Origin of the sequence: Micromonospora okii (assembly GCF_020884795.1) — a bacterium.
GTDB lineage: Bacteria > Actinomycetota > Actinomycetes > Mycobacteriales > Micromonosporaceae > Micromonospora > Micromonospora okii.
Map to the genome: position 1 here is coordinate 232,481 of NZ_BBZF01000020.1, position 24,949 is coordinate 257,429.

The 24,949-nt window shown below is 74.9% G+C and carries 26 protein-coding genes; 8 read left to right on the forward strand and 18 right to left on the reverse strand.

From position 1 onward, the window contains the following. Positions 1–53 precede the first annotated feature (53 nt). From LPU43_RS19745 to LPU43_RS19785, 9 genes are all read right to left on the reverse strand, one after another. On the reverse strand, positions 54–962 hold the full coding sequence (locus LPU43_RS19745; protein WP_229401951.1) for a tyrosine-type recombinase/integrase: 909 nt from the start codon (positions 960–962) through the stop codon (positions 54–56). 64 nt (positions 963–1,026) lie between these two features. After that, a complete protein-coding gene (locus LPU43_RS19750) occupies positions 1,027–1,896 on the reverse strand; it encodes a DUF72 domain-containing protein (protein WP_229401952.1) in 870 nt (289 codons plus the stop codon). A gap of 50 nt (positions 1,897–1,946) precedes the next feature. After that, complete coding sequence (locus LPU43_RS19755; protein ID WP_229401953.1) at positions 1,947–2,345, reverse strand: TraR/DksA family transcriptional regulator; 399 nt, start codon at positions 2,343–2,345, stop codon at positions 1,947–1,949. Positions 2,346–2,607: 262 nt separating this feature from the next. Continuing rightward, positions 2,608–3,237, reverse strand: a complete 630-nt coding sequence (locus LPU43_RS19760) for a nucleoside/nucleotide kinase family protein (RefSeq protein ID WP_229401954.1) — start codon at positions 3,235–3,237, stop codon at positions 2,608–2,610. A gap of 46 nt (positions 3,238–3,283) precedes the next feature. Beyond that, the gene (locus LPU43_RS19765; protein WP_229401955.1) at positions 3,284–3,904 is read right to left on the reverse strand and encodes a winged helix-turn-helix domain-containing protein; all 621 of its coding nucleotides are present in this window, start codon (positions 3,902–3,904) and stop codon (positions 3,284–3,286) included. Between the two features lie 370 nt (positions 3,905–4,274). Beyond that, positions 4,275–4,919, reverse strand: a complete 645-nt coding sequence (locus LPU43_RS19770) for a winged helix-turn-helix domain-containing protein (protein WP_229401956.1) — start codon at positions 4,917–4,919, stop codon at positions 4,275–4,277. Positions 4,920–4,973: 54 nt separating this feature from the next. After that, the gene (locus LPU43_RS19775; RefSeq protein WP_229401957.1) at positions 4,974–5,471 is read right to left on the reverse strand and encodes a rhodanese-like domain-containing protein; all 498 of its coding nucleotides are present in this window, start codon (positions 5,469–5,471) and stop codon (positions 4,974–4,976) included. 59 nt (positions 5,472–5,530) lie between these two features. Further along, on the reverse strand, positions 5,531–5,989 hold the full coding sequence (locus LPU43_RS19780) for a cysteine dioxygenase (protein ID WP_229401958.1): 459 nt from the start codon (positions 5,987–5,989) through the stop codon (positions 5,531–5,533). A gap of 146 nt (positions 5,990–6,135) precedes the next feature. Continuing rightward, entirely contained in the window at positions 6,136–6,519 is a 384-nt protein-coding gene (locus tag LPU43_RS19785; protein ID WP_229401959.1) for a cupin domain-containing protein, read from the reverse strand. A 68-nt stretch (positions 6,520–6,587) separates the two neighbouring features. On the opposite strand from LPU43_RS19785, the gene LPU43_RS19790 reads away from it, so the two are divergent. Both LPU43_RS19790 and LPU43_RS19795 read left to right on the forward strand, forming a co-directional pair. Beyond that, a complete protein-coding gene (locus LPU43_RS19790) occupies positions 6,588–6,980 on the forward strand; it encodes an ankyrin repeat domain-containing protein (protein ID WP_229401960.1) in 393 nt (130 codons plus the stop codon). A 35-nt stretch (positions 6,981–7,015) separates the two neighbouring features. After that, complete coding sequence (locus LPU43_RS19795; RefSeq protein WP_229401961.1) at positions 7,016–7,993, forward strand: DUF3500 domain-containing protein; 978 nt, start codon at positions 7,016–7,018, stop codon at positions 7,991–7,993. On the opposite strand, the gene LPU43_RS19800 is transcribed toward LPU43_RS19795, so the two are convergent. The 6 genes from LPU43_RS19800 to LPU43_RS19825 all read right to left on the reverse strand — a co-directional run bounded on the left by LPU43_RS19800 (position 7,980) and on the right by LPU43_RS19825 (position 14,782). Beyond that, a complete protein-coding gene (locus LPU43_RS19800) occupies positions 7,980–8,741 on the reverse strand; it encodes a class I SAM-dependent methyltransferase (protein WP_229401962.1) in 762 nt (253 codons plus the stop codon). The two genes, LPU43_RS19795 and LPU43_RS19800, sit on opposite strands and share 14 nt — an antisense overlap. A 72-nt stretch (positions 8,742–8,813) precedes the next feature. Beyond that, positions 8,814–9,314 carry a DUF2231 domain-containing protein gene (locus LPU43_RS19805; RefSeq protein WP_229401963.1) on the reverse strand — a complete coding sequence of 167 codons (501 nt, stop codon included), beginning with the start codon at positions 9,312–9,314 and terminating at the stop codon, positions 8,814–8,816. A gap of 76 nt (positions 9,315–9,390) precedes the next feature. Further along, a complete protein-coding gene (locus LPU43_RS19810) occupies positions 9,391–10,131 on the reverse strand; it encodes a GAF and ANTAR domain-containing protein (RefSeq protein WP_229401964.1) in 741 nt (246 codons plus the stop codon). Positions 10,132–10,361: 230 nt separating this feature from the next. Continuing rightward, a complete protein-coding gene (gene secA2 / locus LPU43_RS19815) occupies positions 10,362–12,656 on the reverse strand; it encodes an accessory Sec system translocase SecA2 (protein ID WP_229401965.1) in 2,295 nt (764 codons plus the stop codon). A 43-nt stretch (positions 12,657–12,699) separates the two neighbouring features. Then, entirely contained in the window at positions 12,700–13,788 is a 1,089-nt protein-coding gene (locus tag LPU43_RS19820) for a zinc-dependent alcohol dehydrogenase (RefSeq protein ID WP_229401966.1), read from the reverse strand. Then, positions 13,781–14,782, reverse strand: coding sequence for a Gfo/Idh/MocA family protein (locus LPU43_RS19825; RefSeq protein ID WP_229402014.1), 1,002 nt, complete (start codon positions 14,780–14,782; stop codon positions 13,781–13,783). The genes LPU43_RS19820 and LPU43_RS19825 overlap by 8 nt, the downstream gene beginning before the upstream one ends. A 226-nt stretch (positions 14,783–15,008) precedes the next feature. Here LPU43_RS19825 and LPU43_RS19830 point away from each other — a divergent pair, with 226 nt between their 5' ends. From LPU43_RS19830 to LPU43_RS19850, 5 genes are all read left to right on the forward strand, one after another. Next, positions 15,009–15,989, forward strand: coding sequence for a glucosyl-3-phosphoglycerate synthase (locus tag LPU43_RS19830; RefSeq protein WP_229402015.1), 981 nt, complete (start codon positions 15,009–15,011; stop codon positions 15,987–15,989). A 28-nt stretch (positions 15,990–16,017) separates the two neighbouring features. Beyond that, positions 16,018–17,175, forward strand: a complete 1,158-nt coding sequence (locus LPU43_RS19835; RefSeq protein WP_229401967.1) for a glycosyltransferase — start codon at positions 16,018–16,020, stop codon at positions 17,173–17,175. A gap of 75 nt (positions 17,176–17,250) precedes the next feature. Then, complete coding sequence (locus LPU43_RS19840; protein ID WP_229401968.1) at positions 17,251–17,982, forward strand: ATP-binding protein; 732 nt, start codon at positions 17,251–17,253, stop codon at positions 17,980–17,982. Positions 17,983–18,089: 107 nt separating this feature from the next. Beyond that, a complete protein-coding gene (ctaD, locus tag LPU43_RS19845) occupies positions 18,090–20,093 on the forward strand; it encodes an aa3-type cytochrome oxidase subunit I (RefSeq protein WP_229401969.1) in 2,004 nt (667 codons plus the stop codon). Positions 20,094–20,204: 111 nt separating this feature from the next. Further along, entirely contained in the window at positions 20,205–20,435 is a 231-nt protein-coding gene (locus tag LPU43_RS19850; protein WP_229401970.1) for a hypothetical protein, read from the forward strand. 52 nt (positions 20,436–20,487) lie between these two features. Here LPU43_RS19850 and LPU43_RS19855 read toward each other — a convergent pair whose 3' ends face one another. Both LPU43_RS19855 and LPU43_RS19860 read right to left on the reverse strand, forming a co-directional pair. Further along, on the reverse strand, positions 20,488–21,369 hold the full coding sequence (locus LPU43_RS19855) for a SigB/SigF/SigG family RNA polymerase sigma factor (RefSeq protein WP_229401971.1): 882 nt from the start codon (positions 21,367–21,369) through the stop codon (positions 20,488–20,490). A 314-nt stretch (positions 21,370–21,683) separates the two neighbouring features. After that, a complete protein-coding gene (locus LPU43_RS19860; protein ID WP_229402016.1) occupies positions 21,684–23,054 on the reverse strand; it encodes a hypothetical protein in 1,371 nt (456 codons plus the stop codon). Positions 23,055–23,445: 391 nt separating this feature from the next. Here LPU43_RS19860 and LPU43_RS19865 point away from each other — a divergent pair, with 391 nt between their 5' ends. Further along, a complete protein-coding gene (locus tag LPU43_RS19865) occupies positions 23,446–23,670 on the forward strand; it encodes a CDGSH iron-sulfur domain-containing protein (protein ID WP_229401972.1) in 225 nt (74 codons plus the stop codon). A gap of 185 nt (positions 23,671–23,855) precedes the next feature. On the opposite strand, the gene LPU43_RS19870 is transcribed toward LPU43_RS19865, so the two are convergent. Then, positions 23,856–24,941, reverse strand: coding sequence for an iron-containing redox enzyme family protein (locus LPU43_RS19870; RefSeq protein ID WP_229401973.1), 1,086 nt, complete (start codon positions 24,939–24,941; stop codon positions 23,856–23,858). Positions 24,942–24,949: the final 8 nt, after the last annotated feature.

Below are 24,949 nucleotides of genomic sequence, written 5' to 3' on the forward strand. Positions count from 1 at the left end.
AGACACGACAAAGCCCCGGCCGCCCGCAATGGGAGCCGGGGCTTCTCGCTGTGTCAGATTCGGTCGCCCAGCGCCAGGCGCCGGTACGCCTCCTGCGCCCTCTCCCCCGCCGCGACCTTGCCGTATCGGTCGAGCATGGCCCGATTCCGCCACCCGCCGAGCACCATCAGGTCACCCTCGTTGCCGCCGGCCTTGCGGAACTCCGAGGCCCACGTGTGCCGGAACATGTGCGGGTGCAGATCGAGCCCAACGAGCTCCCCGCGGCGCTCGATCATGCGCTTGACCCCTCCGCCGCCCAACGTCTGTCCTCGGGCTCCCAGCCAGAGCTGCGGCAGCTCCGCGTACGGATGCCTGCGCCGCTCCCGCAGGTACCGATCCAGCGCCCGCGTGGCCTTCACGCCGAGCGGCACCGCCCGTCGCCGCGGCCCGGACCGGTTGGTGCCCTTGCCCTCTACAAACAGCAGGCGGTCCCGGGTGTCGACGTCGGCCACCTGGAGGCCGGCCATCTCAGCGAGCCGGAGGCCGCCGTCGACGAACACGTAGATGATGGCCGCGTCTCGGCGGTCGATGAAGGTTCGGGAGCCGCACGTGCCGAGCAGGTCGCGAACCTGGGCGATGGTAAGCACAGGGGTGGTGGGGTCATTGGCCGCCGGCGTGCGAATGCCCTCGGTGGGGTCGACGTCGACTTCCCCCTCTTCGACAGCCCACCGGTAGAACTTGCGGATGCCAGCGAACCAACTGCGGGCAGTGCCGCTGGATGACCGGTCTCGGACGTGGATGATCCAACTGCGTATGTGGGTTCGGGTGACATCTGCCGGCCCGACGCCCGGATGCTCCTCGGCCAGCCACTCAGCTAGGTGCCTCATCGCTCGCTCGTAGCTGGTGAGCGTGTTGGCGGCGTACCCGTCGGCGTCAAGGGCGAGCTTCCAGGACTCGGCGAGCACGGCGAAGTCGGGGTGCATCCGGAGACTTTATCGGAACTATGTGCGATGTGCGCAACCCCGGCTCGCCCGACTGAACAGTATTTTACCTGGTCAACAGGCGTTTGAGGGTAGCCGCATTGGTCTGCGCGTAGTCCCGATAACAGTTGTTCATGAGCACGTGGGTCTCGGCCGCCTGGTCGGCAAGCTTCCGCAGCTTCGGGGCCCACTCCCTCAGCTCCCGGTCCGAGTAGTCGTAGCCGAACTTCTCGTGGATGTCCTTGCTGGTCCACTTCTCGCTGTGGCCGTGGAAGCGGACCACCGCCAGGTCGGCGGTGGCCTCCAGCACCGGCGGCACCGAGGAGCGGTGGCCCTGCGGCATGTCCACGCTGACGTACGCCAGCTCGTGCTCGCGCAGGAAGCCCAGCGTCTCGTCTCGGTTGGAGCCGTCGAACCAGGACGCGTGGCGGAACTCGAACACCGGCCGCAGCGGCGCGCACCGGCGGGCCACCTCCAGCAGGTACTGCTTGTTGTCCCGCTTGATGGTGAACCACGGCGGGAACTGGAACAGCAACGCGCCCAGCCGGCCCGCCGCCACGAGGGGGTCGAGGGCGGACAGGAACCGGGTCCACACCTCCTCGTACGCCTGCGCGGGCAGGTCGTCGGGGTAGACGTTGCGCTTGTCGGTCTCCGGCCGCAGGTCCTTGTAGAGGGCGGAGACCCGCGTCGGGTGGCCGGTCAGCAGGCTGAACGCCTTGACGTTGAAGGTGAACCCCGCCGGCGTGCGCTCGGCCCAGAGCCGGGCCGTGCGCTCCGCCGGCGGCGAGTAGTAGGTGGCGTCGACCTCGACCAGCGGGAACTGCCTGGCGTAGTACGACAGCCGCTTCTCCGGGGTGTCCGCCGTCTGCGGGTACCAGCCGGAGTCGAGCAGGGTCCGGTCGGTCCAGGACGCGGTGCCCACCTTGATCTCACCCATCGGTGGAGTCCACCGCGTCCGCGTTCGACCGGCAACCGGAGGCGGGGCGCTCAGGCGGCCCGGCGCTCCCGGGTCTGCTTGCACGTCACGCAGGAGGTGGCCGCCGGGAAGATTTCCAGCCGCTCCACCGCGATCGGGTCTGTGCAGCCCTCGCAGAAGCCGTACGTGCCCTCGTCGAGGCGGCTCAGGGCGTGCTCGAACTGCGCCCGCCGGTCGAGGATGGTGCGCAGCAGGGACTGCGCGGTCTCCCGCTCGGCGCTCTTGGTGCCGCTGTCGGCCTGGTCGTCGCCGGCGGTGTCGCCGACCTCCACCAGCCGCAGCACCTGGCTCTGCGCCACCGCGTGCTCGTACTCGGCGGACAGCTCGGCGTAGCGCGCCTTCAGGGACGCCCGGATCTGGTCGCTCTCCGCCTGCGAACGGACGGGGGCAACCGTGTCGTGGACGAGCATCACTGCCTGCCTTTCGTGGCCTGGTACACCGGGGCCTCGGCCCCGGGCCCGGTCGGTACGGTGGGCGCGAATGGAGATCATCCGCGCCCTGTTGAGCGGGGCGATTACCCACGCTCCCGAAGGATCAAACCGGGGAATCGTCGAACCGCCCGCTCGCGTCCGGCTCGGGCCCCGGTCGAGGCGTCCGGCCCCACGAGCGCGGACCCCGGTCCAGGCGTCCGGCTCCACGAGCGTCGGCCCCGGTCCAGGCCGCCGGCCGGCCTCAGTCCGGCTCCACGAGCGCGGGGTGGCGCGGGTCGTCGAGGCGGACCACCACGTCGGCGAAGCCGGCCGGGTCGACCTCCTCGGCGTACCGGGCGAAGGCCGGCAGCGTCCAGTGCAGCTCCGGGTCGGTGCGGCGGGCCAGGGCCGCCGGGGAGAGCGCCAGGTGCACGGCGAGGTCGACGGGGAGCCCGCCGCCGAGCAGCAGCGTCCCGCTGACCAGGACGATGCCATCGGGCGGCAGCGTGACGTAGGCGGCCCGGCTGGCCCGGTCGGTGCGGGGGTCCCAGAGGGAGGGCAGCACCCGGCCCGAGCCGCCCGGCCCCGCCGGGGCGAGCACCTCGCGGCGCAGCCCGGGTTCGTCGACCCAGCCCTCGTAGTAGGAGTCGGGGTTGTTGCGCCCGTGTTCGAGGCGGACGGAGGCGGGGCGCAGGAAGCCCTCGGCCCGTACGTGCAGCACGGGGCGGCCGAGGGCGCGCAGCGGGTCGACCAGCGCGGCGGCCAGCGCCTCGGGGGCCGCCGCCGGGGCCCCGTCGACGGCGACGCGGAGCCGGCCGGGCGCCTCGGTGGTGGCCAGCCGCTCGGTCAACTTGGTGACGAGTCGCTCGGGGGAGATGGGTCGCACGCGCATGCCGACCATCGTGCCCGTATCGCCGGTGGGATGCTCCCGAGGAAGGTCAGCCGGTGCGGTCGATGGTGACCAGGGCGTCGTCGGCGAGCCGGTAGCCGACCCCGTAGACGGTGGTGACCAGCGGCACGTCCATCCCGACCTTGCCGCGCAGGCGGCGCACGTGCACGTCGACGGTGCGCACCCCGGCGTGCTCGTACCCCCAGACCGCGGTGAGCAGTTGCAGCCGGGTGAAGACGCGGCGCGGGTGGGCGACCAGGTGCAGCAGGAGGTCGAACTCCAGCCGGGTCAGGGGCAGCGGCTCACCGTCGCGCAGCACCGACCGGGACGACGCCAGGATGTGCAGGACGGGGATCGTGGGGGCCGCCGGCCGGGCCGGGGCGCGGCCGGCCGGCACCTGGCCGGCGGGCGTCTGGTCGGCCCGGCGTTCCGGGGCGGGCCCGGTGGAGACGACCGCCTCGCCGCCTTCGAGCATCTCGCGGGCCGCCTCGAGCAGGCGGCGGGCCGCCGGGGTCAGGGGCTCGTCGGCGGTCAGGGGGATGTTGAGCGTCACGGTGAGGACCTGTGTGTTGCCGCTGGTGGGACGGCGCTGACCGCCGGGGGGCCGACCGGGGACCGCGGGCTGCGACGTATGCCATCCGGCACGCGGCGAGGCGGGGCTGACCGACATGGTCCTCCTTGGCTGGTCCGGGTGACTCCCCCGCGGCCCGGGACGCCGCTACGTCGATGCTTCCCGGCACCGGGCGGAGGGTCAAGGGACGGCTCGTTGCATGAAAGTGACAATTGACGAACGCATCGGAGCCGACCGCTCGCTCTGCGTACGAGATCTGATGATTACAGCAGAGTCGCCGCGACGGTGGGGGTCCGGGGTGGCACCGCGTGGGTTCGCCTCGTCCGGCGGGGCGCGGCGGCGGCCCGGCCGACCGGAGCGGGCGTCCGACACGCGGACGCGGCGCACCCCGGGTCGGGGTGCGCCGCGGGCCGCCGGGCCGTCGGCGGGGGGGTCGGGTTCGGCGGGCACGGGGGCCGCAGGGTCCGGCTCAGCGGTACGGGTCGACGCTGATGCGGGCCTCGTCGGCGAGCCGGTAACCGACACCGTAGACGGTGGTGACCACCGGGTTGGCCACGCTGAGCTTGGCGCGCAGCCGGCGCACGTGCACGTCGACGGTGCGGGCGATGGCGTGCTCGTAGCCCCAGACGTTGCTGAGCAACTGGAGGCGGGTGAAGACCCGGCGGGGGTGCGCGGCGAGGAAGTGCAGCAGGTCGAACTCGATGCGGGTCAGCGGGATCACCCGGGAGCCCTGCCGCACCACCCGGGAGGCCGCCAGGACGCGTACCTCGTCGGGGTCCTCGGGCCGGGGGGCGACGGCGAGCGCCCGGGGCGCGGCGGGCGCGGCCGTCGCCGGGCGGGGCCGGTGCTCCGCCGACGGGCGCTGCGGCGGGGCCGCCCGCAGCGTGCCCTCCCCCGACTCGGCCAGCTCGCGCAGCAGCTCGACCAGCCGGGTGAGCCCGGGGCTCAGCTCGCCCGGGGTCAGCTCGATGGTGACGGTGAGGGTCGACGCGGAGCGCGACGGTGCCGGCGACGGGCCGCCGTCGGCGGCGAGCGGACGGTCGGCGCGGCCCGGGCGGGCCCGGTCGGCCCGGTTTGCCGGGTGGGGACGCGGGGAGATGGCGACGACGGACATGGTGCCTCCTGGGATGGCGGTGCCGACCGCCGCGCCTGGGTGGGGCGCGGCCGGTCAGCGATGCGGCTGGCCGGCGGTCACCGGCGGCGCGACGGACGGGGTGCGGGTCGGGGGCGTGGGGCCGAGGGCGGGCAGGCCGGCGATGCGCCAGGCGGCGAAGCCGCCGACGACGTCGGTGGCGCGGTGCAGGCCGATGTCCTGGAGGGCCGCGGCGGCGAGCGAGGAGGTGTAGCCCTCCTGACAGAGGATCATCACCGGCAGGTCGTAGCCGACCGCCTGGGGCAGCCGGGCCGGACAGCGGGGGTCGAAGCGCCACTCCAGCACGTTGCGCTCGACCGTCAGGGCGCCCGGCACGGTGCCCTGCGCGGCCCGCTGCGCGGCCGGCCGGATGTCGACCAGCAGCGCGCCTTCGCGGTACGCCACGTGCGCCTGCTCCGGGTCGAGCCGACGCAGCCGGGCGCGGGCCGCGGCGAGGATCTGGTCGATGCCCCGGGAGCCGGAGGGCGGCACGGGGACGGGACAGCCGTCGGCGGGGGCGGGGCGGTGCGGCATGGTTCGGTCCTTCCAGGAACGGCGGGCGGTCGTCCGCCCGGTCGGAGTCGTCAACGATGTCACCAGGCGACGCCGGCCTCGGCGACCTCGGCGACGCGGAGCCGCCCGTCGACGAGCCGGTAGTGGGTCATCCGGGTCAGGGCGGGCCGGTAGACGTGCACGCTGACCGCCGGCCGGTCGCCCCGGTTGGTCACGACGTGCACGTGGCGGGGGCCGAACCGCCGACCGGCCCCGGCGGCTAGGGGGTGCGGGCGCAGCCGGCCGCCGCTGACGGTCTCCTCGGTGAGGACGCCGTCAACGACGAGGAACGCCCCGGAGGAGCCACCGTGGTCGTGCAGGTCGGTGCCCTGGCCGGGCAGCCAGCTCAGCGCCCACACCTCGTGGTCGTCCGCGACCGCGAGCCGGGCGTACCACCGCTGGACGGGGTCGAAGCGCAGCGACACCGGCCAGCCGGCCGGGTCGGCGGCGTGGCGGGCGGCGACGGCGAGCAGGTCGGGCTCACGGCGGCTGGTGACCATTTGCGGGGACCTCACGGGATCGGGCGGAACGTGCCCCGACAGCATACGCTGCAAACCCTATAGGCTTAGTAGGTAATACCGAATGCTGGGACGGGGGTTGCCCGCCCGGCCGACTACGCCCCGCCCGGTCGACCACGCACCGTCCGTCAGCGGCGCACCGGCGGCGCGACCCGGTAGCCCGGCAGCGAGGGCCAGCGCACGGCCAGCAGCACCGAGTCGCGCTCGGCGTACCAGGAGTGGTCCACGCCCCGGCCCCAGACCACGTAGTCGCCCGGCTCGGCGAGCAGCACCGTGCGGTCCGGCAGCTCCAGGCGGAACGGGCCGCCGCTGACCAGCACCAGCAGCGCGGTCCGCTGCTCGTCCGTCGCCCAGCGGGAGCGCGCCTCCCCCGCCGCGTGCACGCCCCACTTCACCTCCACGTCGGTGCTGTGCCGGGGGTCGCCCGGCGGCAGGAAGTGGCCGAGCAGCCAGCCGCCCTCCGCCGGGCCGTCCACGCCCGCGTTGCCCACGTACACGCTGTCGTCGTCCATCCGCCCCTCCCGCGCCGGCTCGGCAAGCTACCAGGCGGGCGGGGCCCGCGGGCCACTAGCCTGGACGGATGAGCGACGACCTGGACGCGGAGACCCTCGCCTTCGCCCACCGCATGTTCGACCTCGCGCGCGGCGGGGCCACCGAGGAGCTGAGCGCGAACGTCGACGCCGGCCTGCCGGTCAACATGACCAACGACAAGGGCGACACGCTGCTGATCCTGGCCGCGTACCACAACCACCCCGACACGGTGGCCGCCCTGCTGGAGCGCGGCGCCGACCACGGCCGGGTCAACGACCGGGGGCAGACCGCGCTCGCCGCCGCCGTGTTCCGGCGCAACGCCGACACCGTACGCGCGCTGCTGGCCGCCGGGGCCGACCCGGAGCACGGCGGCCCGTCCGCGGTGGAGACCGCCCGCTTCTTCGACCTGCCGGAGATGCTCGCCCTGCTCACCGCCCGCTGACCCCCGCCGGACGGCCGACGCGGTATACAGGGGCGATGGAGGATCCCCTGCCCGAACAGATGCGCGCGGCCGGCACCGCGCTGCTCGGCACGCTCGACGAGGCGGGGCGGGCCGCGGCGGCGCACCCCTTCGACGACCCGGCCCGGCGGTGGCTGGAGTACCGGCCCCGGCCGCGCCCCGGCGTCTGCCTGGCCGACCTCGACCGTGCCGGCCGCAAGGCCGCGCACCGGCTGCTGGCCACCGCGCTCAGCCCCGGCGCGTACGCCCAGGCCATGTCGGTCGTGGCGCTGGAGGAGGTGCTGGACCGGGCCGAGGGCTGGCGGCGCGGCCGGCACAGCGGCGACTACTGGATCGCGGTCTTCGGCGACCCGGCCCGCGACGACCGGTGGGCCTGGCGGTTCGAGGGGCACCACCTGTCGGTGAGCATGACCGTGGTCGACGACCAGGTCTCCCCCGCCCCGCTGTTCCTCGGCGCCAACCCGGCCTGCGTCCGGCACGCCGGGCACCCGGTGTCCCGGCCGCTCGGCGCGGAGGAGGACCTGGCCCGCGCCCTGCTCGACGCCATCGGGTCGGCGGGCCGGGCGGCGGCGATCGTGGCCGACGACGCCCCGGCGGACATCATCAGCGCCACCCGGCCGAGCGCGCCGGGGCAGATCGAGCCGCTCGGCGTGCCGCGCGGGCGGCTCGGCCCCACCGGCCGGGCGCTGCTCGACCGGGTCGTCGCGCTCTACCTCGACCGGCTGCCGCCGGAGCTGGCCACCCGGGAGGCCCGTCGCCTAACCGGCGGCGAGACGCACTTCGCCTGGGCCGGCCCGACCCGGCCGGGGCTGCGCCACTACTACCGGGTGCAGGCCGAGGACCTGCTGATCGAGTACGACAACACCGCCGACGACGGCAACCACGCCCACACGGTGCTGCGCCGCCCGGCCGGCGACTTCGGCGCGGACGTGCTCGCCGCGCACCACGCCGAGGCGCACGGGGCGGGCGGCGGCGACCCGGTCAGGCCGGCTTGACCGCCTCGATCAGGAACCGCCGGGCGTGGGTGACGAACGCGCCCTCGGCCTCGATCCGGGCGTGCAGCCGGGCGAGCTGCGGCCGGTACCGCCCGACGGTGAACCCGGGGACCGTCCACACCACCTTGCGCAGGAAGTAGACCACCGCGGCGATGTCGTGGAACACAGTGCGCAGGGTGGCCTCGCGCAGGTCGACCACCGTGAGCCCGGCCGCCCGCGCGGCGGCCACGGCCTGCCCGGGGAGCTGCCGGTCGGGGTCGGGCAGCGGGCCGAGCAGGGCCTCGCTCAGCTCCCGGACCGTGCCCCCACGGATCTGTTGGGACAGGAACGTGCCGCCCGGCCGCAGCACCCGGGCCACCTCGTCCCAGGGGGTGTGCACCGGGTGCCGGCTGACCACGAGGTCCAGCGTCGCGTCCCGCACCGGCAGGGCGCCGCCCTCGGCGACCCGGAGCACCGTGCCGCCGACCCGGCGCAGCGTGCGGCGGGCCACCTCCACGTTGGGCGGCCACGCCTCGGTGGCCAGCAGCACCCGGGGCGGCCGGGGCACCCCGGCCAGCACCTCCCCGCCGCCGGTCTCCACGTCCAGCGCCGATTCGGCGCGGGCCATCCGGTCGGCCACCAGCCGGGAGTAGCCCCACGGCGGCCGTTCCTCGCCGGCCCGACCGTGCAGCCACGAGAAGTCCCAGCCCCGCAGCGGCACGGCGGCGCCCTCGGCCAGCAGTTCCTCGAAGCCGCGATCCCCGCTCATCCGGCCACCCTGACCGGTCCCGGGCCCGGCGGCAATGAGTTTTTCCCGCCGCCCCCACCGGCGCCGCGGCGGTCAGGCGCGGGGCCGGGCGATCTCCACCGTGGAGCCGCCCCGGCCGCCGAGCGCGTCGAGCGCGCCGGTCTCGGCGCGAACCGCCTCGAACTGCCGCATCAGCCGGGCGCCGAGCCACACGCCGACGCCGCCCACGGCGAGGGCGACCAGCTCGGTGGCGAGCAGGGCCGCCGTCGCGCCGCGCTCCGGCGACTTCGCCCGCACCAGGCAGCTCAGCAGGAACATCGCGGCCATCACGGTGTTGGCCAGGTTGAACGTGATCTTGGTGCGGCGGGTCCGGCCGCTGCCGGCGTCCCACAGGTCGACCATGCCGGCCACCGTGGTCAGGGCGGCGGCGACCAGCCCCGCGACCGAGGTCCAGTAGCCGACCTCGCCGAGGAACGCCGGCCCGACCGCCACGTCGGCGAAGTCGAAGACGGTCGCGCTGACGAAGAGCCCGAACGGGAACGTCACCAGCATCGGTTGGATCGGATGACCGTGCACCCGCAGTCGGCTCTCCATCGTGTCCTCCCCTGTCGCGTCAGCGCACCGGTCCTGGGTGCTACCCCCGGCACCGGCAGGGGAAACGACGGCCGCCCTAGTTCTCGCGGGGCCGGGAGACCGTGACCACCAGGCGCTCGGCCACCTCGCGCAGCGGGATGTCCAGCGCCGCGGCGGCGCTGCGCAGCACCTCCAGGGCCTCCGGGGCGGGGCAGCCGCGCTGGGTCATGATGACGCCGACCGCCTGCCCGACGACGCCCTCGCCGAGCAGCGCGGCGTCCAGCTCGCCGGCCCGCGCGGCCCGCCGCTGCGCGTCCCGGACCGCCGCGAGCAGGAGCCCGGCGTGCTCCGCGAGGAGCATCGCGGTGAGCTGGTGTCGGGTGCTCAGCGCCTCCGGCGTCGAGGCGTACAGGTTGATGGCGCCGATGACGTGCTCGTCGACGTCGACGGGGGCGGAGACGACGCCGCGCACCCCCAGCTCCCGGGCCTGGGTCGTCCACTCCGGCCAGCGGGGCTCCCGGCTGAGGTCCGCGGAGAGGATCATCTCGCGGCGGTGGATGGCGCTCATCGCCGGCGAGTCGGGGCCGTGCCGCAGGTCGTCCAGGCCGGCGAGGGCCGGGTCGGAGGCGGCCACCCCGGCCGGTTCCCCCGCCCGCAGCGCGGTGAAGCCGCACCAGTCGACGCCGGCCACGGCCTCCCGGGCGATCCGGACCAGGGCCGCCAGGGCCTCGTCGAAATCGGCCACGCCGATCAGGCCGGCGGTCAGCTCGCGCAGCAACGCCGCGGTCTCCAGCACGCTGAGGGTCTCGTCGCCGGGGACCTGGATCTCCAGGTTCACCGGGCCACTGCCTGCGCCGGGAGGGCGGCCGGCAACCGGCGCCCCGCACCGCCGTTCGGCTGTCTCATCGTCTGTTCTCTCCCGATTCATCCGACCCGGCCTACTACCCCCGCCGGGCGGGCTCGAAACTGGCGACGGGCAGGCGCTTGCCCAGGTCACGGCCGGGTTGAGCGGCGACTGCGGCGCGGGCCGGCGGGCGGCTCCCGGCGTGGGGAGCCGCCCGCCGGGCCTCAGCGCGGGGCGGAGCTGAGCCGGCGGCCCACCGACGCGATGAGGCGGTCCAGCTCCGAGCCGAACGGGTTGTCGTGGACGAGGTACGTCCAGGTGGCGCTGGGCCGCACCAGCGTCGACGCGTCCGGCTCCCAGTCGTCGTCGAATTCGGTCTCGGTGAAGGTGGCGATGGTGCGCGCCTCGATCTCCGGGACCAGGGCGTTGAACGCCGGCACGGCCGCCCGGTGGAACTCGTCGAGCGGGTCGAGCCGGCCCAGGGCGCGCAGGTGCACGCCCTCGCGCACCTCGGAGAGCTCGGCCAGGTGCTCGGCCCAGAGCCGGTCGAGGTGATAGAGGGCGATCGACCGGGCCGCCCGGGCGAGCAGGTCCTCGTCCATCTCCTCGGCCTTCTCCGGCACCCGCTCCAGCAGCATCAGCGCCGCGACATCGCTGGTGAGCAGGCGCTCGCGCCGCTCGGCCAGGGCCTTGCGCTGCTGCTCGATGACCACGCTGTAGCGCCAGGTGTTGCGGTGGATCTCGTGGTTGACGCCCTCGGCGACCCGCTGGGCGTGCTCCACCGCGTAGTCGACCTGCGGGTCGGTGACCAGGCCGTCGGCGTTCATCCGGGGCGAGGCCGGGATCGCGTCGCCGGCGTGCCGGACCACCAGGTCGTCCTCCAGGCTGACGAAGAACACCGAGCCGCCCGGGTCGCCCTGCCGGCCGGCCCGGCCCCGGAGCTGGTCGTCGACGCGGCGGCTGTCGTGCCGCCCGCTGCCGATGACGTAGAGGCCGCCCAGCTCGGCGACCCGCTCCTGGTCGGCCTGGTCGCTGCCGCCGAGCCGGATGTCGACGCCCCGGCCCGCCATCTGGGTGGAGACGGTGACCGCGCCGTACGCGCCCGCCTCGGCGATGATCGCCGCCTCCTCGTCGTCGTTCTTGGCGTTGAGCACCACGCAGGGCACCCCGGCGGCCTCCAGGCCGGCGGCGAGCTGCTCGGACTCCTTCACGTCGAGGGTGCCGACCAGCACCGGCCGGCCCTTGTCGTGGTTGCGCTTGATCTCGTCGACCAGCGCGTCGTCCTTCTCCGTGCGGGTGGCGTAGATGCGGTCCGGCTCGTCCTCCCGCACACAGGGAGTGTTCGGCGGGATCACCGCCACCTCCAGGCCGAAGAACTCGCGGAGCTGGTCGCCCACCAGCACCGCCGTGGCGGTCATGCCGCACACCTTCGGGTAGAGCGCGATGTACGCCTGCACGGCGACGGTGCCCAGCACCTCGCCCTCGGCGGTGGCGTCGAGACCCTCCTTGGCCTCGACCGCCGCCTGGAGGCCGTCGGGCCAGCGGCGGCGCTGGGCCACCCGGCCACGCATCTCGTCGATCAGCTCCACCGAGCCGTCGCGGACGATGTAGTCCACGTCGCGGTGCAGCAGGGCGTGCGCGTGCAGCGCCACGTTGACCGCGGAGAGCTGCCCGACGTGCTCGGCGTCGTACAGGTCGATGTCATCGAGCTTGGCCTCGACGGCGGCCAGGCCGGCGGAGGTGAACGCGACGCTGCGGCCGTCCTCGGCCACCGTGTAGTGCTTGCCCTTGCGCAGGCCGCGCACCAGCGCCGCGGCGGCGTGCACCGGGTCCTGCTCGCCGCCGACCGCGCCCGCCAGGACCATCGGCACCCGGGCCTCGTCGATCAGGATGGAGTCGGCCTCGTCGACGATCGCCGTGGCCAGCGGCGGCTGGACCCGGTCGTCGATGTCGGTGACGAGCTGGTCGCGCAGGAAGTCGAAGCCGGCCTCGCTGACCGAGACGTACGTGACGTCGCAGGCGTAGGCATCGCGCCGCTCCTGCGGGGTGGACGCCTCGTTGACCCAGCCCACCGTCAACCCGAGCAGCTCGTAGACCGGCCCCATCCACCGGGCGTCGCGGCGGGCCAGGTAGTCGTTGACCGTGAGCACGTGCACGGGGCCGTTGCCGAGGCGGACGTGCCCGTACGCGGCGATCGCGGCGGTCAGCGTCTTGCCCTCACCGGTGGCCATCTCGGCGACCTTGCCGGAGAGCAGGGCCATCGCGCCGAGCAACTGCACGTCGTACGGCCGCTGGTCCAGCCCGCGCCGGGCGGCCTCGCGGCCGATGGCGCAGATCTCCTCGTACCCGGTGGCGGCGCCGGCGGCCTCGGTGAGCTCGGCGTCGGTCAGCGCCGACAGCTCATCCTCGCGCGCCTCGACGGCCGGCAGCAGCTTCTCCAGCGGGCCGAGGTCGACCGTGGTGCCGGGGCGCTGGAGGAACCGCCGGAACCTGCTCTTCAACCGTTGCGACACACCCATGAGCCGCAACGGTACGCGACCCGGGGCGACTTTTGCGGCCCGGTCAGCCGCCCAGCACCACCTGGAGTTCCTGGCGGCGGCGCTGTGCCAGGTCCGTGAGCAGCTCCGGGGCCTTGTCGAAGGGCACCACGGCCGACACCAGGTGCGTGCGGATCGCGTCGCCGTGGGCGCGCAGCAGGTCGATCGTCTCGGCCGAGAGCCGCTCCCGGTCCCACGTCGGGGCGAGCCCGCGCGGCACCCGCCCGATCTGGGCGCAGCGCAGCGACAGCCCGTTGTGGTGGAACTCCTCGCCCAGCCGCACGGCGTCCGCGCCGCCCTGGTAGAAGGCCAGGTCGACCACGGTGCCCTGGGGACGCAGCAGGCGCAGCGCGAGCTGCAACGCCCACGCCTGCCCCCGGCACTGGAAGACCACGTCGGCGCCCCGGTCGCCGGCGGCGTGGTTCCACCGGGTCTTCAGCACCATCGCCGGGTCGTCCGCGTCCGGGTCGAGGGTCTCCAGGCCGAGCGCCTCGGCGACGGCCCGGCGCTGCGGGGTCGGGTCCAGCACCACCACCGACGCCGCGCCGTGCCGCCGGGCGAACAGGGCGGTGAGCAGGGCCACCACCCCGCTGCCGACCACCGCCACCCGCCGGCCGCGCACCCCGTCGCCGAGGGAGCGCACGTCGGTGCCGCACAGGTCGGCGGCGGCGTGCAGCACGCCGTTGGCGCAGATCGGGCCCATGTGCGCGACGTAGACGCCGAGCAGGGGGTCGAGGTCGTCGGGCAGCGGGACGAAGCGCTCGGCGAGCGGGTCGGCGACGTACCCGGTGCGGTGGCCGTAGGTCATGGCCCCGACGGTGCCGACGGCGACGGCCGGGGTGCGGCTGGCCACCACTCGGCCGACCTGCATGTAGCCCAACCGGGTGACCGGGTACGGGGTGCTGGCCTCCCCCGGCCGGAACAGCCCCAGGGCGGCGTCCCAGGTGAGGTTCAGGTACGGGTTGGTGCCCTTGACGAAGCTCAGCTCGGTGCCGGCGGAGACCCCGCTGTAGAGCGTCTCCACCCGGAACGTGCCGTCGCGCAGCTCGCCGGGGTCCTGCTCGACCAGCTCGACCCGCCCCGGGCCGCTGACCACCACCACCCGGTCACGCATCGACGCCCACCCCCGCCGGAGCCGCCGGGCCGGTGGGCAGGGAGACCGGCCGGCCGGTGCGCGCCGACTCGGCGATCGCGAGGGCCAGCCGCTGGGTGCGCAGCGCCTCGGCGTACGGCACCCGTACGTCGTCGCCGACGCCCCGCACCGCGTCGACGAACGCCCGGTCGACGGCCGTGCGCGCGCCGTCGGGGTCGGCGGGAAGGTGCCGCTCGCCGTCCGCGTCGCGGATCGTCAGCCCGTCCTCGGCCAGGCGCAGGGCCAGCCCGTCGGCGAGGATCTCCAGCCCGGCCCGGTGCTTCCAGCCGAGCACGCAGGCGGCGGAGAGGGTGCCCACCGCGCCGCCGGCGAAGCGCAGGGCGGCGGTGGTCACCGAGTCGATGTCGGCCCCGTCGACCGGCGGCGGCGCGCCGTCGCCGTACGCGCTGACCTCGGTCACCTCGCCGACCAGCGCGCGCATGAGGTCGAGCACGTGCGCGGCCTGCTCGACCACGGGCCCGCCGGAGCGGTCCCGCCGGGCCCACCACGCCACCGGGGGCACCTTGTCCAGCCAGGCCCCGCCGACCATCCGCACCGGGCGGCCGGCGAGCAGCTCGCGGGCCTCGGCCACCACGTGCAGGTACCGCCAGTGGTGGCCGACGCCGGTGAGCAGCCCCCGCCGGGCCACCAGGTCGGCGATCCGCTCGGCGGTGTCCAGGTCCACCGCGACGGGCTTCTCCACGAACATCGGCACCCCGGCGGCGACGATCGCCTCCTCCACGGGCCCGTGCGCGAACGGCGGCACGCACACGTACACGGCGTCGGGGCCGGCAGCGAGCAGTTCGTCGACGTCGGCGAACGCGCGCCCGCCGTGCGCGTCGGCGAGCCGCTGGGCGGCGTCGCGGGCCACGTCGGTCACGCCGACGATCTCCACGTCGTCGAAGCCGTCCAACACCCGGGCGTGACGCTGCGCCACTCCACCCGCTCCGACCAGTCCCACCCGGCACGTGCGCATCCGGAAGCCCTCTCGCCGTGGTTTCACCTTTCGCCCTTGCACTCCCCGGTGGGGCACGCGACCAAACGTTCATGCCCTGGGAACCGCCGATGGGCGGTTCGTGATCAGGCTGTTAGGGGCGATCCGGTTAGCGTGGGTCCGGAACTGGGAAAACTCTGTTCCGCGTTTTCCGCCACGAGCTGGGGGTGTGTCAGTGCGGGATACAGATGTAGGCGTCTCACCGGTGGTGGAGGCGTGGGCGACATACCGGACCACCTCGGCGGCGGAGTGGACCGCCCGGCGGCTGCTGGGCGCCAAGGGCGACAGTCGGGTCAGCGTGGTGCTGCCGGCCCGCAACGAGGAGGCGACCGTCGGCGCGATCGTGTCGACGATCCGCGAACACCTGATGGACCGGGTGGCCCTGGTCGACGAGCTGATCGTCGTCGACTCCCGGTCCACCGACCGGACGGCGTCGGTGGCCCGGGCGGCCGGCGCGGAGGTGGTCGGCCAGGACGAGATGACCCGGGGCCTGCCCCGGCTGACCGGCAAGGGCGACGCCCTGTGGGCAGGCCTGGCGGCGGCGGAGGGCGACATCGTCGCGTTCGTCGACGCCGACCTGCGCGAGTTCCGCCCGCACTTCGTGACCGGCCTGATCGGGCCGCTGCTGACCGACCCGTCGGTCGACTTCGTGAAGGGCTTCTACCACCGGCCCCTGGTCAGCGCGACCAGCGTGGAGCCCGACGGGGGCGGGCGGGTCACCGAGCTGATGGCCCGGCCCCTGCTGAACCTGTTCTGGCCGGAGCTGGCCGGCTTCGTCCAGCCCCTCGCCGGCGAGTACGCCGGCCGGCGCGACGTGCTGGAGCGGGTGCCGTTCGTCTCGGGTTACGGCGTCGAGACGGCGATGCTGATCGACCTGCTCGACCTGGTCGGGCTGGACGCGCTGGCCCAGGTGGACCTGGGCGAGCGCAAGCACCGGCACCAGGACACGGCGGCTCTGGGCCGGATGTCGGCGCAGATCATGCTGACCGCGTGGTCGCGGTTGCAGCGGCGGGGCTGGGCCGACCCGGGCACGACCCCGGCCGCCCTGCTCACCCAGTTCCGCCGGGGCGGCGCCGACGCGCTGCCGAACCTGGACCGCGAGATCGTGGTCAGCGACGTCTCGATCGAGGAACGCCCGCCGCTGGCGGAGCTGCGGCACCGCCTGCCCCGCCGCCGGGTCGCGGCATGAACCGGCCCACCGAGAGAGGGAGTCGCGCATGAGCCTCACCGTCCTGATGAACGCCGGGCCCTGGCTGTCCGTACCGCCGCCCGGCTACGGCGGGATCGAGAACGTGATCGCCACGCTGGTGCCGGAGCTGCGCCGCCTCGGCGTACGGGTGGTGCTCGCCTCCGTCGACAGCAGCACCCTCGACGTCGACGAGAAGGTCTCCGTCTTCCCCGACGGGCAGTTCTCCGCCCTGCAACGCCCCTACAACCAGGTCTGCGGCGTCGCCCAGGCGCACCTGTCCGGCGTGGTGCGGCGGCTGCGACAGCGCGACGACGTCGACCTGGTCCACGACCACGTGGAGGCCGTCGGCCTGGCCACCCTCGCGGCGATGGGCCCGGACGCCCCGCCGGCGCTGCACACCCTGCACTGGGACCTGGCCAAGCACCCCCACCTCTACGGTCACCTCGACGGCGGCGACCGGGTCCGGGTCAACGGGGTGTCCGCCTCGCAGCTCGCCCGCGCCCCCCGGGCGCTGCGCGAGCACTCGGTCGGTCACGTGCACCTGTCCACCCCGCTCGCGGTCGACGCCGACCGGCGGCCCCGGCCGGAGAAGGGCGACCACCTGGTGATCCTGGGTCGGATCAACCCCGGCAAGGGCCAGGACGTCGGCGCCCGGCTGGCCCAGCGGGTCGGCGTGCCGCTGGTGCTGGCGGGCCCGGTCGGGCCGTACCACCGGCCCGAGGACCTCGCGGCGGCGGGCGACGAGGCCCGGCAGAACCCGGACGTGCGGTTCTTCCACGACGAGGTGGCCCCGCACGTCGACGGCGACCTGGTCCGCTGGGTGGGCACCGTCGCCGGTCGGGAGCGCGACGACCTGCTGGCCGGGGCACGCGCCGCCCTGTTCCCGCTGCGCTGGGAGGAGCCCGGCGGCACGGCCGTGGTCGAGTCCCTCGCGCTGGGCACCCCGGTCGTGGCGACCGCCCGGGGCTGTCTGCCGGAGCTGATCGAGCACGGCCGCACCGGCCTGCTCACCGACGACGAGGACGAGTTGGCCGACCTGCTCCTGGCCGCCGGTCGGCTCGACCCCGACGAGTGCCGGCGGGAGGCCGCGGCGCGGTTCACCCCGGCGGTGATGGCGCAGCGCTACGTCGAGCTGTACGAGACCGTCCGCCGGGGGGCCGCCGCCCGCCACCTGCTGCCGGCCTGACGCGGGGACGGTCGTTTCGGGGGGCGGGGCCGGGGGTACCTGCCGGGAATCCCCAGACGCGAAACGAGGAACACCATGCCGAGTCGGATCACCTGCGACGTTAGCGACGAGTCGCCGGTGACCGTCGTACGGATCTCCGGCGCGCTCGACATGTCGACCATGCGGGCGGTGCACCTCGTCCTCGACCGGTGCCTCACCGCCCAACCGGACGCCCTGGTGGTCGACCTCGACCGGCTGATCGTCCGCGACCCGCTGGCGCTGGCGGTCTTCGCCGCCGCCGCCCGCCGGGCGACCGACTGGCCGGGCGTGCCCTTCGTGCTCTGCGCCCCGCCCCCGGACGCCGCGAGCTGGCTGGCGTACTCCACGGTCGGGCGCGTGGTGCCGGTCCGGCGCGACTACGCAGAGGCGACCCGGACGGCGGGGGCCGCCGCCGCGCCCCGGCTGCGGGCCCGGCTGGAGCCGGTGGCGGGGGCCTGCCGGCGGGGGCGGGAGCTGGTCGCCGACGCCTGCGCGCGGTGGAACCTGCCGGAGCTGGCCGGCCCCGCCTCGATCGTGCTCAGCGAGCTGGTCGGCAACGTCGTGCGGCACGCCGGCACGCCGATGCAGGTCACGCTCACCCTGCGGCGGCCGTACCTGCAGATCGCCGTGACCGACGGCAGCCCGCGGGCCCCGCGCGCGGCGGCGGCGCGCGATCCGCGTGCGGAGGGCGGCCGGGGGCTGATGCTGGTGCGGGAGCTGGCGCAGCGCTGGGGCAGTTCCCCCGCCGGCGACGGCAAGGTCGTCTGGGCGATGTTGCCCGCCACCTGACGCCCCGACCGCGAATTGACCGAATTTGCCGCTCTGGCCTGGTTTCATGGGAGAAGGGGCGGGGTAGGCACGCCCGTCCTTTTGCCGTGACGACGGGGTGAGAGCCAATGCCCGAGCGGGTGACCACTGAACCCGGACGAGACCGGGGGCCGGCGATCCTCGCGCCGGCCCGCTTCGGCGGCTATCCGGGACCGGTGCGACCGGCGCTGCCCGGGGCCAAGCTGGTCAAGCTGCTCGGCAGCACCGACGCCAAGCAGATCGGCCTGCTGTACCTGATCACCGCCTTCGTCTGGTTCGTCGTCGGCGGCGTGCTGGCGCTGCTGATCCGGGCGGAGCTGGCCCGGCCGTCGATGCAGATGATCTCCCCCGAGCAGTACAACCAGTTCTTCACCCTGCACGGCACGATCATGCTGCTGCTGTTCGCCACGCCGATGGTGTTCGGCTTCGGCAACTACCTGGTGCCGTTGCAGATCGGCGCGCCCGACGTCGCCTTCCCCCGGCTGAACGCCTTCGCCTACTGGCTCTACCTGTTCGGCTCGATGATGGTCTTCGGCGGCTTCTTCACGCCGAGCGGCGCGGCGGACTTCGGCTGGACCGCGTACACCCCGCTGAGCCTGGCCCAGAACAGCCCGGGCGTCGGGGCGAACCTGTGGGTGCTCGGCCTGGTCGTGTCGGGGCTGGGCACCATCCTCGGCGCGGTCAACATGATCGCCACGATCGTGACCCTGCGCGCCCCGGGCCTGACCATGTTCCGGATGCCGATCTTCACCTGGAACCTGCTGCTCACCAGCGTCCTCGTGATATTCGTCTTCCCGCTGCTGGCCGCCGCGCTGCTCGCCCTGGCCTCGGACCGGCTGCTGCACTCGCACGTCTACGACCCGGCCACCGGCGGCCCGATGCTGTGGCAGCACCTGTTCTGGTTCTTCGGCCATCCCGAGGTGTACATCATCGCGCTGCCGTTCTTCGGCATCATCACCGAGATCATCCCGGTCTTCGCCCGCAAGCCGATCTTCGGCTACACCGGCCTGGTGCTCGCCACCATCGCGATCACCGTGCTGTCGATGACCGTCTGGGCGCACCACATGTTCGCCACCGGCCAGGTGCTGCTGCCGTTCTTCAGCATCCTGAGCTACCTCATCGCCGTGCCGACCGGGGTGAAGTTCTTCAACTGGATCGGCACCCTGTGGAAGGGGCAGATCACCTTCGAGACGCCGATGCTCTTCGCCGTCGGCTTCCTGGTCACGTTCCTGCTCGGCGGCCTGACCGGCGTGCTGCTGGCCAGCCCGCCGGCCGACTTCCAACTGCACGACACCTACTTCGTGGTGGCGCACTTCCACTACGTCATGTTCGGCACCATCGTCTTCGCGGCGTTCGGCGGCATCTACTTCTGGTTCCCGAAGATGACCGGCCGGCTGCTCGACGAGCGACTCGGAAAGATCCACTTCTGGACCATGTTCATCGGCTTCCACGCCACGTTCCTGGTGCAGCACTGGCTGGGCGCCGAGGGATTCCCCCGCCGGTACGCCGACTACCTGCCCCAGGACGGCTTCACCACGCTGAACACGATCTCCACCATCGGGTCGTTCATCCTCGGCGCGTCCACGTTGTTCTTCATCTACAACGTCTGGAAGTCGTGGCGGTACGGGGCGATGGTGACGGTGGACGACCCCTGGGGCTTCGGCAACTCCCTCGAATGGGCCACCACCTGCCCGCCCCCGCTGCGCAACTTCGACCGGATGCCGCGCATCCGCTCCGAGCGGCCCGCCTTCGACCTCAAGTACGGCGGCCGGGTCGCCGACCTCGGCCGGGACCTGCCGCAGCGCACCACGAAGCCGCCACAGAGCCTCGGCGAGGAGCTGCACCACGAGCGGCACGTGCCGGAGTCGCCGGCGGCCGAGGGGGCGCACGGCGCGCCGGAGGCCGCCGCGTACCACCCGGCACCGCAGTCGGGCGCGCGCCCGGTGGACGTGCCGAACCCGGAGGACGTCCGCCGGCCCAGCTTCGAGGAGACCGACGAGGCGGAGGTCGGCAACCTGGGCGCGGAGCGGGCCCCGCAGGAGGACGAGCGGTGGCGTCACCCGCACAGCAAGGGCGACACCACCGAGCACTGAGCCCCGGTCCCGCAGCTCCCCGGCGGGCGCGGCGCGGGCGAGAATCCGGTGGACAGGCGGCCTAGCATCGATCCCAGGAGGCCGCCTCGACCATCGGTGAGGAGTCGCGCCATGCCTCTGCTGCGAATCCACCTCCCCAGCGACCGGACCACCGCCCGTCGCGTCCTGCAACTGCACCGGGAGGGCAGGCACCATCACGAGTCGCAGGAAGCGGCTCGGGAACAGGTGTGGCGTCAGGGCCGCACCCCCGCCGGCGATCCGGTCTTCGTCGGCGTCACCAACGGCCGCCGCAACCTTCAGCTCCTCTACGACGTCGAGGTCTACTCGGACACCGTCCCCTGAGCACCCGCCGGGCCCGCCCGGCTCGGACGGCGACCCACAGGCCCCTCCCGCGTCACTTCCCGGCGGCGGGGTGCCGGGCCGGGGTCTTCGGGCGGGGCGGCTGATCCCCCTCGGCCGCGCCGTTCTGCCACGGCGGCGGGGCGTCGGCCAGCATCGCCTGCCGCAACCAGGTCAGCGCCCGGGACAGCAGCCGGGAGACGTGCATCTGGGAGATGCCGAACCGGGCCGCGATCTCGGCCTGGGTCTGGTTGCCGTAGAAGCGCATGGCCAGGATGCGCCGCTCCCGCCAGGGCAGCCGGTGCAGCAGCCCGCTGACGGTCACCCGGTCGTCGACGGACTCCAGGGCGTTGTCGGACTCGCCGACCAGATCGCCGAACTCGGCGGAGCTCTCCCCGCCCACCGGCGCGTTCAGCGAGGCCGGGCTGTAGCCGGCGGCCGACTCCAGCGCCGCGAGGATCTCCTCCTCCGGGGTCTCCAGCCGGGCCGACAGCTCGGCCACGCTGGGCGCGCGGGACAGCTCGCTGGTCAGCGCCGACGTGGCCTGGCCGACCTCCAGGATCAGGTCGCGCAGCCGGCGGGGCACGTGCACGCCCCAGGTCCGGTCGCGGAAGTGCCGCTTGATCTCGCCGACGATCGTGATCGCCGCGTACGCGGTGAACGAGCCGCGCTCCGGGTCGTACCGGTCGACGGCGTTGACCAGCCCGAGCCGGGCCACCTGCTCCAGGTCCTCCAACGGCTCACCCCGCCCCCGGTAGCGGCGGGCGAGCCGGCCGGCGAACGGCAGCGCGAAGCGGACCAGGTCGTCGCGGGCCTCCTGCCGCCGTTCGGGGGGCAGCCCCGCGATCCGCGCCGCGTACGCCAGGGCCGCCGCGTCGAGATCCTCCAGGCCCCGGTCGGTGGGTGGTGGTGTGGTCGTGGTGGGCTGTCCGAACATCCGCGCCTCCCTCAGGAAGGTCCCCCGCCCGGATCGGGAAAACCGGTCGTGCGCGTGGTCGGGCCACGCACCGGGCCGGAAAGTGGGTCACACATGACGGGACTCGTCGAGAAGCGGCAACCGCGGGCCGCACAGCGTGGCCAGGCCGTCGCAGCCAGCGGTGTTCCCGCTCCGTAGGTACTCAATCACGGCGGCACGGGTTCGCGAGGATGATTCGGCCGGCTCGTGCGGCCGGTCGCGGCGTGGCGCGCGGGGAGGACGGCCGGTCGCGGCGTGGCGCGCGGGGAACGCCGCGCCGGTGGGGACGGAACTGGTCAGCAGACCACCAGGCCCGGGTGGCCGGCCCCGTCGCGGAACGTCTCGACGGCGGTCGCGGCGGGCAGTGGCGGCGGCGCCGGCAGGTCGTACGGCTGGGCGCGGAGCACCTCCGTGGCCCGGCGGGTGGGCACCGCCGCGACCGGGTAGCCCCGGGCGGCCGTGCGGTCCAGGGCCCGGCGGCGGCGGCCGAACGCGGCCACGGCCAGCCACTGCGGCAGCCCCGCGAGCGCCGGCGAGCGCATCCCCGGCGACTCCGGCAGCACGTCCACCGAGCTGAACGGCTCGCTGCCGGCCAGCCACCACTCGGCGGCGTCGACGCTGCGCCGGGTGGCGTTCTCGCACCAGTAGGGCACCAGCCCCGCCCGCACCACCTGCCACGGGTCGAGCAGCCGGCCGCACTCCACGACCAGGCGGTCCCCCGTCTTGCCGGCCCGGCGCAGCCACGCCCGGTACACGTCGGCGACGGCGGCGCTGAGCGCCCCCGGCAGGGAGAACAGCACGCGGTGCACCCGGTGCCCGCGCCGGGCGGCCCACTCCCGCACGGCGAGGTCGAAACCGGGCTCGACGCTCTGCTCGGCGTGGCCCGGCGGGCCGGAGACCTCCGGCGGCTCCCAGCGGGCCCCGTCGCCGCCGACCGCGCGCAACACCTGGCGCAGCGCGTGCGAGTCGGGGTGGAAGTCCACCGGGTCCAGCCCGCTGGCCGGGGAGCCGGTCTGGAAGCTGTGCCCACGCCCGGCGTCGTACACCGGCCAGGTCCGCCCGTCGCGCAGCACCAGCACCGGGGCGCCGGCGTCGAGCCGGTCGGCCAGGAACCGGCCGTACGCCGCCGGCAGCGACCGCCAGCGCACGGCGAGGGAGACCGTCGCCCCGGCCAGCGTGCCCCGGCTGGCCGGGCAGTGCACCTGCCGCACGTGCACGTCCGGGTTGCCCGCGAGCAGCCGGGCGGCGAGCGCCGCGCCGTGGTCGAGGGCCGCCCGGGGCCGGTCCACCGCTCCCCCGGGCCACTGCACGGTCGTGTCGAAGGCGGCGGGCAGCCAGGGCACCCCGAGGGCCACCGCCAGGTGTACGGCCGCCCCGTGCGGGGAGCCGAGCACCGCGCCCGGGTAGCGACGGCGCGGGTACTGGTCGACGATCCACCCGGCGACCCGGGCGGCGTCGACCTCCGCCGTCTGCTCGGGGGTGAGCGCCACCCGACCGGCCGACCGGTTCGCCGCCGCCCTGCGCACCGACGCGGGGGCCCCGGTGAGCCGGGACAGCCCGCCCGGTTGGCCCAGGTCGGCGCAGTCCTCCCCGCGCAGCGCCCGCACCGCCGCGGCGATCAGGACCCGGCCGGTGCTGCCGGCCGCCACGACCCGGTCACCGGCCAGCCCGGCCCCCTGCGCCGTGAGTTCGCCGCGCGCGGTGTGCGCCGGTCCCGACCCGCCTCGTTCGCTCAGCACGCGGCCCGGCTTCCCGTCCCGATGGGGTCTAAACGGGGCGTCCGCCACCGCGCGGGGGCATTCCCCGGTGGACGGACCCGTGCCCCGCGCCGGCCCCCGCCGCGCCGGCTGGGCGGGGCGTCCGGGTCGCGCACCGGGGCGGGACGGGGGCCTCCGGCGGCGGGGCGCGGCTCCGGCGGCGCGCGGCTCGGCTCCGGCGGTGGCCGCTTCCGGCGGTGGGCCGCTTTCGGCGGCACACGGTCGGACGGGGCCCGGCCCCAGCGGGGGCGCGGTTGCGGTCGGCGGGTTTGGGTGGGGCGGGGGCGGGCACTGTCGGGCGGTGGAGCCCGACGACGCCGCCCCGGCGGCCACCATCACCCCGTACCCCGACGGGCCGTTGCTGGTCCGGGGCGACTTCGCCCTGGTGACCCCCGACGGGCGGGCGATCGACACCCGCCGGGGCACGGTGGCGCTGTGCCGGTGCGGCATGTCGGCGCTCAAGCCGTTCTGCGACGGCACCCACAAGGCGGCGCGGTTCCGCGCCGGCACCGACCGGGAGGGCTGAGCACCCTCCCCCGGCCCCGTGCCAGGACCTCGGCCCCGGTGCCAGGCCCCCGTGTCGGCGACATGGGGCGTTCCCCGGGCGAAGGAAGGCGCGATGTCGCCGACATCGAGTTGATCGAGGGGCTGGCGGCCAGGCCGCTTGATCGAGGGTCGGCGGCCCAGGCCGCTTGATCGAGGGTCGGCGGCTCAGGCCACGGCGGCCGTGAGGCGGGCCGGGGCGGCGACGGTGCCGCCGTTGAGGACGCCGCCGTCGCGCAGCGAGGTCTCCCCCCGGGCCCAGCGGTCCAGGACGTGGGTGGCGAAGAGCCGGTCGACCGCCAGCGCCGCCGCCGCGCCGAAGAGCACGTCCGGCACGAGCGCCGGCTCGGTGCGGGCCAGCCCGCCGCACAGGTCGTGCGCGGCGATCTGCTCGTGCACCGCGTCCGCCTCGACGTGCTCGTCGTAGAAGCGGGTGGCCACCTCGTCCAGGCCGAGTCGGCGCAGGCCGTTGCCGTAGCGGCGGTTCGGCAGCGAGGAGGTCATCTCGTACGCGGCCAGGTGGCCCAGCAGCGCCCCCCGCAGCCGGCGGTGCAGCCCGAACAGCGACATGAGGTTGTTGGTGGCGAGGGTGACGGCCGGCACCCGGTCCAGGTGGACGCCGTAGCCGGTGTCCAGGCCGAGCCGGTCGAGGGTGCGGCGGAACAGCTCGGCGTGCATCCGGTCCAGCCGGCCGTTGCCGTACTCGTCCATCTGGATCTCCACGAGCGCGGCCTTGGCCGGGCCGCCGAGCCGGGGCAGCCCCCAACTGTGCGGGTCCGCCTCCCGCAGGTGGTAGATCGAGCGGTGCGTGGCGAACTCGCGGAACTGCCCCAGGGTGGCCCGGCGCTGCAACGCGGCGGCCAGCGACGGGCCGTCGTCGGCGTCCACCAGGTCGGCGAGGGCGCGCGGCACGCCGCCGGGCAGCACCGCCGGCACGGGGCCGACGAGCCGGCGCACGGCGCCCTCGAAGGCGGCCTCGGCCCGGGCGCGCAGGGCCAGCAGGGAAGGCTGCCACTCCCAGTCGTCGGCCACCCCCGTCCAGCCCCGGTAGTGCAGCTCGTAGCAGAGGAAGAGCGTGAGCTGGAGGTCCTCGTCGGTCAGCGGGTCACCACCCGCCGGGGCGAGCGTCGCGCCGAGGTCGGCCGGGAGGTCGTGCGGCGCCAGCCGCAACGCCTCCACCACCGCGGCGGAGACCGGCCCCCGGGGCTGCGGCAGGGGCGCGGGGCCGTAGCGACGGTCGGTCGGCTCGGGCATCTGATCTC